Origin of the sequence: Arthrobacter sp. FW306-04-A, from assembly GCF_044358315.1 — a bacterium.
Taxonomy (GTDB): domain Bacteria; phylum Actinomycetota; class Actinomycetes; order Actinomycetales; family Micrococcaceae; genus Arthrobacter.
This window is the reverse complement of sequence record NZ_CP084559.1, coordinates 332,893-346,079: the sequence shown is the minus strand read 5'-3', so window position 1 is coordinate 346,079 and position 13,187 is coordinate 332,893. Positions and strand designations below refer to the sequence as shown.

Here is a 13,187-nt window from a genome sequence, read left to right as displayed (position 1 = left end):
CGGAGACCCTGCCTCACACAACGCCCAGGAAGTCCTCCAGAAGCACCACTTCCAGGCCGGCGGCGACCTGCGCGGAACGGAATGCCGCAAAATCGGCGGCAAATTCAGGGCGGAAGTGCATCAAGACGATGTCGCCAGGCCGCAGCGAATTGCCGTATTGGTAGTCCATGCGCCCGGAGTTGGCCTTGGCCTCCCAGGTAACTATCGCCTTCAGGCCGGCGGCAGCCACGGCTTGCCTCATAGCAGTGGAGTAGGAACCCCCGGGCGGCCTGAACAGGGTGGGCTTGCGGCCGTACTGCTGCACGGCGAATTCCTGCATGCCGGTGATGTCATCAAGCTGCCGCTGGTAGCCCCATTGGGTGGTCATGTTGACGTTGTGGCTCACCGTATGGTTTTCGACCAGGCTCCCCTGCGCCATGAACGCCTTGAAGAACGCGGGGTTGTCGCGGACCGTGTTGCTCGTCAGGAACAGTGTGGCCGGATAGTCGTTCTCCGCGAGGAGACGGACGCTATCCGGGGACTTGACCTGTCCGTCGTCGATCGTCAGGAACACCACGGGATGTTTGGTGGGGATCTTGGTGATCACGGGAGCCAGCCCGCCTTGGATGGGCGGCAGCGTAAAGTCCGGGACAAAGGAGCGCCGTAGCCGCTTCGGGACACCGGGGCCAGGCGTAGGGCTCGTTGCGGCGCTCGGCGATGCGGACGACGACGGCGCGGCGCCCGCACTGCCGGGAACCGCGGTCGGGCTTTCTACGGACGGGTTTCCCGGAGCCGTGCACGCCCCCAGCCCGGCCGCGAGGGACACCCCGAGAAAACCGAGCGCCGTGCGTCGGCTGGCAGTGGAGGGGTGGTCGTCACACATAGGTTCCCTGGTCTCGAATTCGGGTGATTGCCCCCCGGACTATAACAGCGACCGGCTAACGGGAGGCGCCGCTAGTTGTCGCTGCGCCAGCCCACCTGCGCCGGACAAGCGTTCATGACCACGTCCAGACCCGCTGCCTTTGCCCGCTCCGCGGCATCCTCATCAATCACGCCGAGCTGGAGCCACACGGCTTTCGCTCCGACCGCAATGGCCTCGTCCACCACGCCGCCAACGCGCGAAGAATTCACAAAGCAATCGACGACGTCGATCGGCTGTTCGAGGGGCACGTCGGCGAGGAACTTGTAGCCGGTTTCGCCGTGGACGTCCTCGCCCTTTTGGTTGATCGGGACGATCTCCATGCCCATGGTGTCGCGAATGTAGAGAGCAACTTCGAATGCGGAGCGCCACTCATTCGTGCTGAGTCCGACAATTGCCCAGCGGCCCTTTGTTCGCATAAGCCGGTCAATGACTGCCGGATCGTTGACGTGTGTCATACCCCCAGCCTACTCCCGTGGTTACACGGGCCTCTTGGCCGAATTATTGATTGGGATTCTGGCTGTGCGGCCGAGCTAGCGGGCCAGTCCGAAGAGCCAGCGCAAGGACGCTCCTTGGGACTTTCCTGTGAGATCGGCCTTGCTGTCCTGAAGGATCTGCTGCAGTCCATCCCGGAAATCGTTGCTACTCCACTTGGGCAAGGTGTCCGCCGTCTGCTTGAATGCGCCCTGGGAATCCGTCCTGGGCTCGGTGTGCACCGTCTTAGGCGCTTCGGGCCGTCCGGCTCCTTGCGTCGGTGAATCCTTCGCTTCCGCGGGATCCACGGCTGACGGCGGCACTGGGTCCGAGGAACGCTCAACCACAGGCGGTACGGCAGCCTCGGGGACAGGTGGGATGGCGGGCTCCGGCGCCACGGCAGGAGCGGGCACATCAACGGGTGCCGGGTGTGTGGTGACCTTCGGGGTATCGCCGGCGGGGGCTGGAGGTACCAACGATGGCGGAGCGGTGGTCCAGCCCGGCGCCCAGCCGGAGATCAGCGACTGCATGAAATCAGGAGTTCCTTTGCTAAATCCGGAACTCGAGGCCGCTACGCCCCCGATGCCCAAGCCCATAGCGGTCAGGACGGCGGCACCAATGACGACAGGCCGGTGCTTGCGCAGCTGACGACGCTTGCCGAGCTCGTCGACGGGACGTTCGTCCGTCGGGTCACCAGCGGCGGTCCCGATTCCGGGGGCTGCGCCAACTTCAGCGACGGGGCCGACCGCCGGCGCGGAACCAGCAAGCATCGCGGCAAGCGCGGGTCCGGGGACCGGCGCGGGCATGGACGCGAACGATTCCAGTGCTTTCAAGGAATCCGCGAACTCGGGAGCGTCCGTCAGCCCAGCCTCGAGCATGAGCTCGCGGATGATCGCGTCACGGTCAATGTCCTTGCAATCCCAACGCATCATGGGGCCACGTATTCCTTTACTACCGAGTGCTCGCGGAGTGCATTCAATGCCCGGCGCTGCAGTTGCTTGACTGCGCCTTGGCTTTTCCCCATGATTTCGGCTGCCTGATCCACCGTCAGGCCGGCAACGATGCGAAGCGTCAGGACTTCGCGCTGATCTTCCCGAAGGACATCCAACAGCGCCATGACTTCGCCCGGCGCCACACGCTCCATCGCTTCGGCTTCCGCCGAACTCGACTGGCGCGTGTCACGCTCAGGTTCAAACTCGTGGTGCTCCGGCGCCCTGCTTTGACGACGGTGGTCATCCACCATTCGGGCATGGGCTACCGAAAATACAAATGTCCGCAGGCCACTGACGCCACCAGTGATGGTCTCAACCCGTGGCAGGACGGCAAGAAAGACGTCCTGTGTGACAGCTTCCGGATCCGAGACGCCTTTTGCAGTCAGGTAGCCGAGCACCTGGCCCGCGAAGGCTTGGTAGACGGCACTGAACAGTTCAGCCTCCCGGCCCCGGAGGGCGCGCAAGGCTGCATCGGTCAAAGCGTCGGTCACAGAAGCGTGGCTTTCGTTGGGGAACAAATGTCCGGATTTAAGCGAGATCCTCGTTGCCGCCGAAACGCCGCACGGCCGGACAACCTCACCTAGCTTAACCGTTGCTCCCATGATGCCCAAGGACCAGCTTTCAGTTCCGGAGGCTCGCCTCTCCCGGTCTCTGCACGTCCGCGAAACCCCTTCAGACATGAAAAGGGCCGAGCTGAAACCTGATGGGGGACAAATTTCAGCTCGGCCTTTCAAAGGGGTAATCGTCGGGGCACCCCAAAGGGTTACGCGGATTCCGAAAGTTTTTTCTGGAGGGTGTTTTCCGGGCTTCCAGGCGCCAAAACGACGACGGCGACCCGCCCCGGAGGCGGCTCGCCGTCGTCGTCATTCAGCTTTGGTGACTAGTCCTCGATGAGGTCGTGCACCACGATCGTCTGGTCGCGGTCCGGACCGACCCCGATCGCGGAGAATCGGGTGCCGGAGAGTTTCTCAAGGGCCAACACGTAGCGGCGGGCGTTCTCGGGGAGGTCTTCCAGGGTCTTTGCGCCGGTGATGTCCTCGGTCCAGCCATCGAAGTATTCGAAGATCGGAACTGCGTGGTGAAACTCCGTCTGGGTCATAGGCATTTCGTCGTGGCGGACGCCGTCGACGTCGTAGGCCACGCAGACGGGGATCTGCTCGATCCCGGTCAGCACGTCCAGCTTGGTGACGAAGTAGTCCGTGAAGCCGTTGACGCGGGATGCGTGGCGGGCCAGGACGGCGTCGTACCAACCGCAGCGGCGCGGACGGCCGGTGTTCACGCCGAACTCGCCACCGGTCTTCTGCAGGTACATGCCCATCTCGTCAAAGAGCTCAGTGGGGAACGGACCGGCGCCAACACGGGTGGTGTAGGCCTTGATGATGCCGATGGAGCGCGATATCCGCGTGGGTCCGATGCCTGAGCCGACGGACGCGCCGCCGGCAGTCGGGTTGGAGGAGGTCACGAACGGGTAGGTGCCGTGGTCGACATCCAGGAACGTGGCCTGGCCGCCTTCCATGAGGACCACCTTGCCCTCGTCCAGCGCATTGTTGAGGACCAGGGTGCTGTCAATGACCAGGGGCCGCAGTCGTTCGGCGTAGGACAGGAAGTACTCCACGATCTCGTCCACCACCACGTTACGGCGGTTGTAGACCTTGACCAGGAGTTCGTTCTTCTGGCGCAGCGAGCCCTCCACCTTCTGGCGGAGGATCGATTCGTCGAAGACGTCCTGGACGCGGATGCCCAAGCGGGCAACCTTGTCCATGTAGGCCGGGCCAATGCCCCGACCGGTGGTGCCGATGGCGCGGCTGCCGAGGAAGCGCTCCGTGACCTTGTCCAACACCTGGTGGTACGGCGCCACGAGGTGGGCATTGGCTGAGACGCGCAAACGCGAAGTGTCCGCGCCACGGGCTTCCAATCCGTCGATCTCCTGGAACAGCGCCTCAAGGTTGACCACACAGCCGTTGCCGATGATCGGAATCGCGTTGGGACTCAGAATGCCGGCAGGAAGGAGCTTGAGCTCATACTTCTCACCTCCGACGACCACGGTGTGCCCGGCGTTGTTGCCGCCGTTGGGCTTGACCACGTAGTCAACGCGGCCACCGAGCAGGTCGGTTGCTTTGCCTTTGCCTTCGTCGCCCCACTGGGCTCCGACGATCACGATAGCGGGCATGGGATCCTCCCCCATTCTTTCGGGCCGGTCCTGGCGGGATCACCAAGGCTCAGCGCCGTACATGAGAACGCCCCGAATCTTTTCGGTCCTGCCCGCAGACTTTCGCAAAAGTTCACCGGCGGGATCAGCAAGAGTTCCGGGGCTCTTACCAGCCAAGTTTAGCCGATACGCCTCCCGGTCTTGGTGTCACACGTCCGGAGAGCGACATGAAAACAGGGACGGCGCATTCGAAGTTCCGTGTTAGCAGAATGTGAACTCTTTCCAAACAGTCCGCATTGAACTTCCAAATCGGGCGCCGGACCTCAGCCGACCGGCTAGATTCTTTGTGAATCCTTACCCCATCCAACTCCTGATGGCCGCATAGCTGGCCGGGCGTTGCCCGTGAATCTGAAGGGAAATCAATGAATTTTCGCAACAGGCGTCTCCTGTCAACGGCAGGGGTGAGCGCACTCGCAGCATCCACGATCGCTGCCGGCATGATCGGGTTCGGCATGACGCCGGCCTCGGCCAGCGACGACCACAATGGAACGGCGACCCCCATCAAGCACGTTGTGGTGATTTTCGGCGAGAACGTCTCCTTTGACCATTACTTCGGGACGTACCCGCAAGCAGCAAACACGCCTGGCGAAACCCAGCAAGGCAGTGGCGCGGCGGCTCCGACGTTCACGGCAGCCAAGAGAACCCCGAAGAACATCGCCACCCTCGCCCACGACAATCTGCTGGCGCCTAATAACCCCAACTCAGTCCAGCCCGAGCGGCTGACTCCTGGCCAGGCGATCACGTGCGACCAGGACCACGAATACACCGCGGAGCAAAAGGCCTACAACGGTGGCCTAATGAACAAGTTCGTCGAGAACACCAGCATGGATACCTGCTCGGGTGGCCAGTTCGGCCGGCCTGGACTCACCATGGACTACTACGACGGCAACACGGTCACCGGGATCTGGAACTACGCCCAGAACTTCGCCATGAGCGACTCCCATTTCAGCACCGTCTTCGGCCCGTCCACGCCTGGCGCACTCAACCTGGTGTCCGGCCAGACCCACGGCGTCACGGAGTTCACTGCCACCGGCCAGCCAGTCAAGCCCGCAAGCAGCGACTACACGGTCAAGTTCCCTGACGCCAACGGCGTGGGCACCATGACGGAAGACCCGGATCCGGTCTACGACGACTGCTCCAACAAGAGCCATGCGAGCAAGAACAACCTCGCCGCGATGCAGGGCAAGAACATCGGCGACCTGCTCAATGACAAGGGAGTCAGCTGGGGCTGGTTCCAGGGCGGTTTTGCCCCCACAACGGCGGCGACGGACACCACTCCGGCAGCTTGCATGACCACCCACACCAACATTGCGGGCGCCAAGGTGACGGATTACAACCCGCACCACCAGCCCTTCCAGTACTACAAGTCAACGTCCAACCCGCACCACCTTGCTCCCGCCAGCGTGGACGAGATCGGGCGCAACGGACAGGCGAACCACCAGTACGACACCACGGACTTCACCAAGGTAGTCAATTCCGACAACATGCCGGCCGTGTCCTTCCTGAAGGCGGGAAACTACCAGGACGGCCACGCCGGCTACTCCGATCCCTTGGACGAGCAGAAGTTCATCACGCAGCAGGTCAACGCCATCCAGAACTCGAAGAACTGGGAAAACACCGCGGTCATCCTTGCCTACGACGACTCGGACGGCTGGTATGACCACGTTGCCGCTGCTGTGAAGAACTCCTCGAACACGACTGACGACGCCGCGTGGTGCCTCAACGCGTACAACAAGGGTGTGCCCATGGCCGGAGGCTATGCCGACCGTTGCGGCCCCGGCCCCCGCCAGCCGCTCGTGGTGATCTCACCCTTCGCAAAGAAAAACTTCGTGGACCACACACAGACGGACCAGGCTTCCATCCTTCGCTTCATCGAGGACAACTGGCACACGGGCCAGATCGGCGACTCGTCGGCAGACGCCAAAGCCGGATCCATCAACGCGATGTTCAACTTTGACAATGGGCGGGACATCAAGCTCATCCTGAACGAATCGAACGGTACGGTGGTTTCCCGCACCAAGGAAAACGACGACCAGAACGACAACAAGCAGTAGCAGGCGTTTCGGAAACGGCGCCGTCTCGAGCAATCGAGGCGGCGCCGTTTCAGTTAAACATGCTTACGAAGTCCCGATTCACCCCACAGGTCGCCACCTTTCCGGTACAGTTAACCAGCCCCCAACACAGCACCCAACCCGACCGGTCGCGGCCAACCCGCTCCCGGCCTGGCAAGTGCGCCTCGCTACCTGCAGGAGACCAAAGCCCATATGCAAGACCTGGTGACTGATTCACTCGAAGAGCAACTCTGGAACCGACGTTTCGAACCCCACATCGCCGATGTCACGGGGCTTTGCGATTCCCTCAAAGAACAGAAGCCGGGCAGCGAAGTCCTCTACGTAGACCCCGTCCACAGCGTTGACGAGTGCCGCATCATCAGCCTTTTCTCCAACACCCGCACCACGGAGGGCTCGGGCTTCATTGTCCCGGGTGACGAGGAAGCCGCCACCCGCCTCCTGGGCATGCAGTGGCAGCTGGGCCTGCGTCCGGAACTCATGATGCCGTGGAACGTGTACCCCTGGATCGAACCGGACGGAGAGCCGGGCAAGCTGACTCCCGCCAACATCACCGAAGGCCTCAAGCCGCTCCTGCGCTTGTTGGCGATCGTGCCGCGCACCTCTGTGCTGGTAGCCCACGGCAATGAAGCCCACCGCTTGGCAGATCAGCTCATGAAGGCCGCCCCGCAGAGCATCCACCGCCGCGGTTTCAAGACGTTCAAGGTCCGCTCGCTTGGCGGACGTTCCTTTGCTGGCTCCCCCGTCCGCCAGCAGGAGTACCTGGACGTCATCCACGGCGCCTACGCCGAGGCCATGGCCCGGACAGGCCTCACGCCCGTCGGCTAGGACCCACCAGCCTTAACGCGCGACGGCGGCCGCCCACCTTCCGGTGAGCGGCCGCCGTCGTCGTCTTCTCAGCTGTTGTTAGCCTTCGATCGCTGCCTTCGCGGCGGGATCGGAGTCATTCAGGAACTTTTCGATCCGCTCCGGTTCCTCGGCTTCGCCAATGGCTGCGGAAGCCCTGCCGAGCGAGTACAGAGCGCGCAGGAATCCCCTGTTGGGCTCGTGCTCCCACGGGATGGGGCCGACGCCGCGCCAACCGTTGCGGCGCAGCGAATCCAGTCCGCGGTGGTACCCCACACGCGAATACGCGTAGGAATCGATGGTCCGGCCGTCAGCCCAGGCTTCCTCGGCCAGGATCGCCCACAGCAACGAAGACGTGGGGTACTTGGCTACGAGGTCCAGGGCTTCCTGCCCCAAGGCAAGGTGCTGGTACACCTCGGTCTCGGCAGGCAGGAGCGTGGGCTCCGGGCCCATCAGGTTCTTGCGGAATTCGTCGGACATTAGAAGGTCTTGCCTACCGAACCGAGCTGCTTTGCGGCTTCCACGATGCGGGCCGCCATGCCGGCTTCGGCGGAGGCTCCCCAGACACGGGGGTCGTAGGTCTTCTTGTTGCCCATTTCGCCGTCGACCTTCAGGACGCCGTCGTAGTTCGAGAACATGTGTCCGGCAACCGGGCGGGTGAACGCGTACTGGGTGTCGGTGTCGATGTTCATCTTGATGACGCCGTAGGAAACAGCATCCGCGATTTCCTGCTCGGTGGAGCCGGAGCCGCCGTGGAAGACGAGGTCGAACGGGTTGTCCTTGCCGATCTTGGCACCGACTTCGGCCTGGATCTGCTTGAGCAGTTCGGGGCGGAGCTTGACGTTGCCCGGCTTGTAGACGCCGTGGACGTTGCCGAAGGTCAGGGCGGTCAGGTAGCGGCCGTTCTCGCCGGCGCCGAGCGCCTCGATGGTGGCGAGGGCGTCTTCGGTGGTGGTGTAGAGCTTCTCGTTGATCTCGTTCTCGACGCCGTCTTCCTCGCCGCCGACCGTGCCGATTTCAACCTCGAGGATGATCTTGGCCGCAGCTGCGCGCTCCAGGAGTTCGCGGCCGATGCGCAGGTTCTCGGAAAGGGTCTCGTGCGAGCCGTCCCACATGTGCGAGTTGAAGATGGGGTCCTTGCCGGCCTTGACGGCTTCCTCGGAAGCAGCCAGCAGCGGAAGAACGAAATCAGCCAGCTTGTCCTGCGGGCAGTGGTCCGTGTGCAGGGCGATGTTCACGTTGTAGTTCTTGGCGACCTCGCGGGCGAAAGCCGCGAAACCCAGGGAGCCGGCAACCATGTCCTTGACGGATGCGCCGGACCAGTAAGCCGCACCACCGGTGGAAACCTGGATGATGCCGTCCGACTCGGCCTCGGCAAAGCCGCGGATGGCGGCGTTCAGGGTCTGCGAGGAGGTGACGTTCACTGCCGGGAACGCGTATCCGCCGGCCTTAGCGCGGTCGATCATCTCGGAGTAAATCTCTGGGGTTGCGATGGGCATGCTGACTCCTATGCTGATTTTCGTCTGTGGGTTTTGTTGACCCTGGAGTAGACCTATACGGCTAGGCACCATCCTAGCGACTGAAGAATCCGACATCGCGTTTCCGGTCACGGAGACGGGTAACACTTGCGGACCTTTGCCGCCGGGGTCCTCTCAGGAGACGCGCTGGCCGAAGTTGTGCCGGCGGATCCAGGCGTGCATCGCGATGGCGGCGGCCGACGCCGCGTTCATGGACCGCGTGGAACCGTACTGCTCGATCGACAGGGTCGCGACGGCGGCTTCGTGCACCTCGGGCGTCAGGCCGGGGCCTTCCTGTCCGAACACGAGCACGCAGTTGCGCGGAAGGTCGTAGGTTTCCAACGGCACGGAATCCGGGAAGATGTCGATCCCGATGATGGCCAGCCCCTCCCCCTGCGCCCACGCCACGAAGTCCTCCACGGTGGGGTGGTGGCGGACGTGCTGGTAGCGATCGGTGACCATGGCTCCGCGGCGGTTCCACCGGCGTCGTCCGATGATGTGCACCTCTTTGGCGAGGAACGCGTTGGCGGTGCGCACCACCGTCCCGATGTTCAGGTCGTGCTGCCAGTTCTCGATGGCGATGTGGAAATCGTGCCGGTGGGCGTCCAGATCCGCCACGATCGCCTCGTGCCTCCAGTACCGGTACTTGTCCACCACGTTGCGGCGGTCGCCGTCCGCCAGGAGGTCCGGATCCCAATGCTCGCCTTCCGGCCAATCACCTTCCCGGGGCCCGACGCCGACCTCCGGCTTCGCTTCGGGCTCACCCTCGAGGGTGGTATGGGTAGGGGCTGCGTTCTCGGGCCGGTCAGTCACTCCTCAACCCTAGCCCGGGGCTCCGTAACGCAGGACGCTCGGGTGTCTCGGAGACCGAAAGATGAAAGACTTGGGACCAGAACCAGCCAACACGCGGAGGAAAAGCATGGAGAACGAAACCGGGGCCCCGAAAAGCTCAACCATTTACCGCAACGGCCATGAGATCGAATGCTGGCTCACGGACATGGACGGTGTCCTGGTCCACGAAAACCAGGCGGTTCCCGGAGCGGCCGAACTGATCCAGCGCTGGGTGGATACCTCCAAGCGATTCCTGGTCCTCACCAACAACTCCATCTTCACGCCGCGGGACCTGGCGGCCCGGCTGAGCTCCTCCGGCCTGGAAATCCCCGAGGAGAACATCTGGACATCGGCCCTGGCCACGGCACAATTCCTGAAGGACCAGGTGCGTGGCTCGGATTCCGGCAACCGCGCCTACACCATCGGTGAGGCCGGGCTCACGACGGCGCTCCACGAGGCGGGCTTCATCCTCACCGACCAGAACCCGGACTTCGTAGTGCTCGGCGAAACCCGCACCTACTCCTTCGAAGCCATCACCATGGCCATCCGGCTGATCCTCGCCGGAGCCCGCTTCATTGCCACCAACCCGGACGCCACCGGTCCGTCGAAGGACGGCCCGATGCCCGCCACCGGCGCCATCGCGGCGCTGATCTCCAAGGCGACCGGCCGCGAGCCCTACATCGTGGGCAAGCCGAACCCTATGATGTTCCGTTCCGCGATGAACCAGATCGACGCGCATTCGGAAACCACCGCGATGATCGGCGACCGCATGGACACCGACATCATCGCGGGCATGGAAGCCGGGCTCCACACCGTCTTGGTCCTCACCGGCATCACCCAGCGTGAGGACATCGCGGCTTTCCCGTTCCGGCCGAACCAGGTCCTGAACTCAGTGGCCGATCTCAAGAGCCAAATCTAAGAAGAAGGGGCTGGTGCCATGGCTGTGCTGAACCTGCGCTCCCTAGCCGGCGGCCGCATTCTGAGGGGTAGCCAGCCGTTCGGCATGGACACTGCGGCGACGGCTGCCTTCTTTGAACTGCACGGCATCCAGACGGTCATGGATCTGCGCAGCGGGTACGAGCGCGCCATCGTGCCGTGGCAACTGGCCAACGGCGCGGTGGAACTCGTGGAGAACCCCCTCGATCCGCGTGTCGCCTCGGCCGGGCTTCAAACGATCCACACAGTCGAAGACCTTGGCGAGCTTTACCTGGGTTGGGCACGCACCCGCCCCGATTGGGTGGCGGAATCCTTGCGGCCCGCCGCCCAAGGCAAGCGGACGCTCATCCACTGCTCCCTCGGCAAAGACCGCACCGGCGTCGTATCCGCCTTGGCGCTCCTCGCGACCGGTACGGACCACGCGGCCGTTGTGGCAGACTACGCTGCCAGCACTGCAGCGCTGCCCCTGATGCTGGAGACCATGGCGGCGGCGTGGCGGTTGGCCGTTCCCGAGGTCCCGGAGGAGGCGTTCAGTCCCTCGCTCATGTTGCTGCAATCCCCCGAGGCTGCCATGGAGTACTTCCTGGACCGGTTCGCCCGCGAGTTCGGCAACGCGGCGGACTACCTGCACGACGCCGGCCTCAGCGGTGCGGAGTTGGATGGACTGCGGCGCGGGTAGCCGAGGCTGGTCAGCTGATGACTACCCGTGAGCCGGCCCTGGGCAAGGGGAAAAGCTCGTTCTGCAGGTCCTCGATGATCGGATTGTAGACAAAGGGGTTCCACTGGGGACTCGCGTGGGCGGGCCGGGCGCCGTCGGTCCTGCGTCCCGCGGAAGCCATGTTGAGTGGGAACGTCCTGGCCCAACCTGCCCGCGCGGTCTCGTAGTTCACCGTGTCATCGCGGGGATTGCCGATGAAAGCCATGCGCGTATCCCCCAGCCTGTCCGTAAACCGGGTGCCATCGAAGTGGTAGATGTAGTCCGATTCGCCCTGGATCAGCACACTCGACGGAGCGATCGGCGATAGCTGCTCGAGGGTCTGGTCCCAGATCTGCCCCCACGTGCGTTCATGTTTGTTGACCACGCGCTCGCCCAGTTCGTAACCGCCGCGAATGACCGACGGAACCTGGAAGCCGCTCTCGTACAAGAACACCACGCCGTCGAACCAGCTTTGGTCAAGGATGTCGTACTTACTGAACGGCGAAGAATCCAACAGGATCAGTTTGACGCCGACGTCGTTCCGTTCGCGCAAGAGCGCGGCCACTTCAGTGGCCAGCATCCCGCCGAAACTGTGGCCATAGAAGTAGACAGCGTTCAGCTTCCGCGAATTGATGTAGCCGACGACGGCGTCCGCCACCTCAGCGACGTCCAACCCCAGGTTGGAGTACCCGACGGCGGCCAGCTGGCCTCTCTGCCGCAGCGAACCACGGAGGGAGTTGAGGATCCATTGCGCTTCTTCCCAGCTGGTCTTGTAGCCAGGAAAGAGAATCCAACTCGAGTTGGGGTAAGAGGACTCCGCGAAGTCATCCCCGACGGGGAGGATCTTGGTGGTGCGGCGCTCGGCTTGGACCTGGCGGGTAAACAGCATGTCGGCCGCGAGAGCCGTGGAAGCGCCAGCGCCGATCAAGAAAGTCCGGCGGGAAAAACTCTTCAGCTCGGCAGCATGGCGAAGAACCTGGGCCGGGGAGCCCGGGTCCTGCCAGCGCTGCTTACGAGGGAATTTCCCCGCTTGAAAGTCCACCCAGCCAGCTTAGGCGCTTGGGCTGACGGTCACACGGTCCCCCTCAGGCCCGCCCGAGGTCAGTCGAGGCCGAGCTCGTCTTTACCGAAGGCGAAGAGGTAGGGGACGCCGGTTTCGGCTTCGATCTTTTCCTTGGCACCGGTGTTGCGGTCCACAATCACTGCCACGGCCACCACGTTGCCACCGGCTTTGCGGACGCCCTCGACGGCGGTCAGGGCCGAGCCGCCGGTGGTGGACGTGTCCTCGAGAACCACGACGTTGCGGCCTTCCACCGAGGGGCCTTCCACCTGCCGACCCATACCGTAGGACTTCTGCGCCTTGCGTACCACGAAGGCGTCAACGGCACGGCCGGCATCGGCAGCAGCGTGCATCACAGCGGTGCCGACCGGGTCTGCCCCCATCGTCAGGCCACCGGCGCACTCAACGGCAATCCCGGCGTCGTCGATCATGGACAACATGACCTGGCCAACCAGCTTCGAGGCCTCGTGGTGCAAGGTGATGCGCCGCAGGTCGATGTAGTAGTCCGCCTCGGCGCCGCTGGAAAGGATCACCTTGCCGCGGACGACCGCAAGTTCTTTGATCAATTCAAGGAGGCGGGCACGGGCAGCGGAAGTGTCAACGGCGGGAGTCATGGTCCCTATTCTACGGAAAGCGCGGATCATCCCCTGCGCCACGC

Annotated in this window: 14 protein-coding genes; 4 read left to right on the top strand and 10 right to left on the bottom strand. The window is 63.5% G+C overall.

What is annotated here, in order from left to right:
• Positions 1–13: 13 nt before the first annotated feature.
• The 5 genes from LFT43_RS01700 to LFT43_RS01680 form a co-directional block, all read right to left on the bottom strand.
• Entirely contained in the window at positions 14–862 is an 849-nt protein-coding gene (locus tag LFT43_RS01700; RefSeq protein WP_395800649.1) for a polysaccharide deacetylase family protein, read from the bottom strand.
• 71 nt (positions 863–933) lie between these two features.
• Positions 934–1,356: a CoA-binding protein gene (locus LFT43_RS01695; protein WP_395800647.1), complete on the bottom strand. Its 423-nt coding sequence runs from the start codon at positions 1,354–1,356 to the stop codon at positions 934–936.
• Between the two features lie 75 nt (positions 1,357–1,431).
• The gene (locus LFT43_RS01690; protein WP_395800645.1) at positions 1,432–2,304 is read right to left on the bottom strand and encodes a hypothetical protein; all 873 of its coding nucleotides are present in this window, start codon (positions 2,302–2,304) and stop codon (positions 1,432–1,434) included.
• Positions 2,301–2,855 (bottom strand): RNA polymerase sigma factor, encoded by a 555-nt coding sequence (locus LFT43_RS01685; RefSeq protein ID WP_395800643.1) that lies wholly within the window; start codon positions 2,853–2,855, stop codon positions 2,301–2,303. The genes LFT43_RS01690 and LFT43_RS01685 overlap by 4 nt, the downstream gene beginning before the upstream one ends.
• A gap of 389 nt (positions 2,856–3,244) precedes the next feature.
• Positions 3,245–4,534: an adenylosuccinate synthase gene (locus LFT43_RS01680; RefSeq protein WP_059388506.1), complete on the bottom strand. Its 1,290-nt coding sequence runs from the start codon at positions 4,532–4,534 to the stop codon at positions 3,245–3,247.
• A gap of 401 nt (positions 4,535–4,935) precedes the next feature.
• Between LFT43_RS01680 and LFT43_RS01675 the strand changes: the two genes are divergently transcribed.
• The gene (locus LFT43_RS01675; protein ID WP_395800641.1) at positions 4,936–6,627 is read left to right on the top strand and encodes a phospholipase C; all 1,692 of its coding nucleotides are present in this window, start codon (positions 4,936–4,938) and stop codon (positions 6,625–6,627) included.
• 210 nt (positions 6,628–6,837) lie between these two features.
• Entirely contained in the window at positions 6,838–7,470 is a 633-nt protein-coding gene (locus LFT43_RS01670; RefSeq protein WP_395800639.1) for a uracil-DNA glycosylase, read from the top strand.
• 78 nt (positions 7,471–7,548) lie between these two features.
• Here LFT43_RS01670 and LFT43_RS01665 read toward each other — a convergent pair whose 3' ends face one another.
• The 3 genes from LFT43_RS01665 to LFT43_RS01655 form a co-directional block, all read right to left on the bottom strand.
• Positions 7,549–7,968, bottom strand: coding sequence for a DUF3151 domain-containing protein (locus LFT43_RS01665; protein ID WP_059388503.1), 420 nt, complete (start codon positions 7,966–7,968; stop codon positions 7,549–7,551).
• Positions 7,968–9,059, bottom strand: coding sequence for a class II fructose-bisphosphate aldolase (gene fbaA / locus LFT43_RS01660; protein ID WP_395800637.1), 1,092 nt, complete (start codon positions 9,057–9,059; stop codon positions 7,968–7,970). Before fbaA ends, LFT43_RS01665 begins: the two co-directional genes overlap by 1 nt.
• 81 nt (positions 9,060–9,140) lie before the next feature.
• Positions 9,141–9,818 (bottom strand): TrmH family RNA methyltransferase, encoded by a 678-nt coding sequence (locus LFT43_RS01655; RefSeq protein WP_395800635.1) that lies wholly within the window; start codon positions 9,816–9,818, stop codon positions 9,141–9,143.
• Positions 9,819–9,924: 106 nt separating this feature from the next.
• On the opposite strand from LFT43_RS01655, the gene LFT43_RS01650 reads away from it, so the two are divergent.
• Together LFT43_RS01650 and LFT43_RS01645 are read left to right on the top strand one after the other, a co-directional pair.
• Positions 9,925–10,755, top strand: coding sequence for an HAD-IIA family hydrolase (locus LFT43_RS01650; RefSeq protein ID WP_395800633.1), 831 nt, complete (start codon positions 9,925–9,927; stop codon positions 10,753–10,755).
• 18 nt (positions 10,756–10,773) lie between these two features.
• Positions 10,774–11,451 (top strand): tyrosine-protein phosphatase, encoded by a 678-nt coding sequence (locus LFT43_RS01645; RefSeq protein ID WP_395800631.1) that lies wholly within the window; start codon positions 10,774–10,776, stop codon positions 11,449–11,451.
• 10 nt (positions 11,452–11,461) lie between these two features.
• Here the strand turns inward: LFT43_RS01645 and LFT43_RS01640 are convergent, their stop codons facing one another.
• Positions 11,462–12,511, bottom strand: coding sequence for a thioesterase domain-containing protein (locus LFT43_RS01640; RefSeq protein WP_395800629.1), 1,050 nt, complete (start codon positions 12,509–12,511; stop codon positions 11,462–11,464).
• A 59-nt stretch (positions 12,512–12,570) separates the two neighbouring features.
• Positions 12,571–13,143, bottom strand: coding sequence for an orotate phosphoribosyltransferase (pyrE, locus tag LFT43_RS01635; RefSeq protein WP_395800627.1), 573 nt, complete (start codon positions 13,141–13,143; stop codon positions 12,571–12,573).
• Positions 13,144–13,187 lie beyond the last annotated feature (44 nt).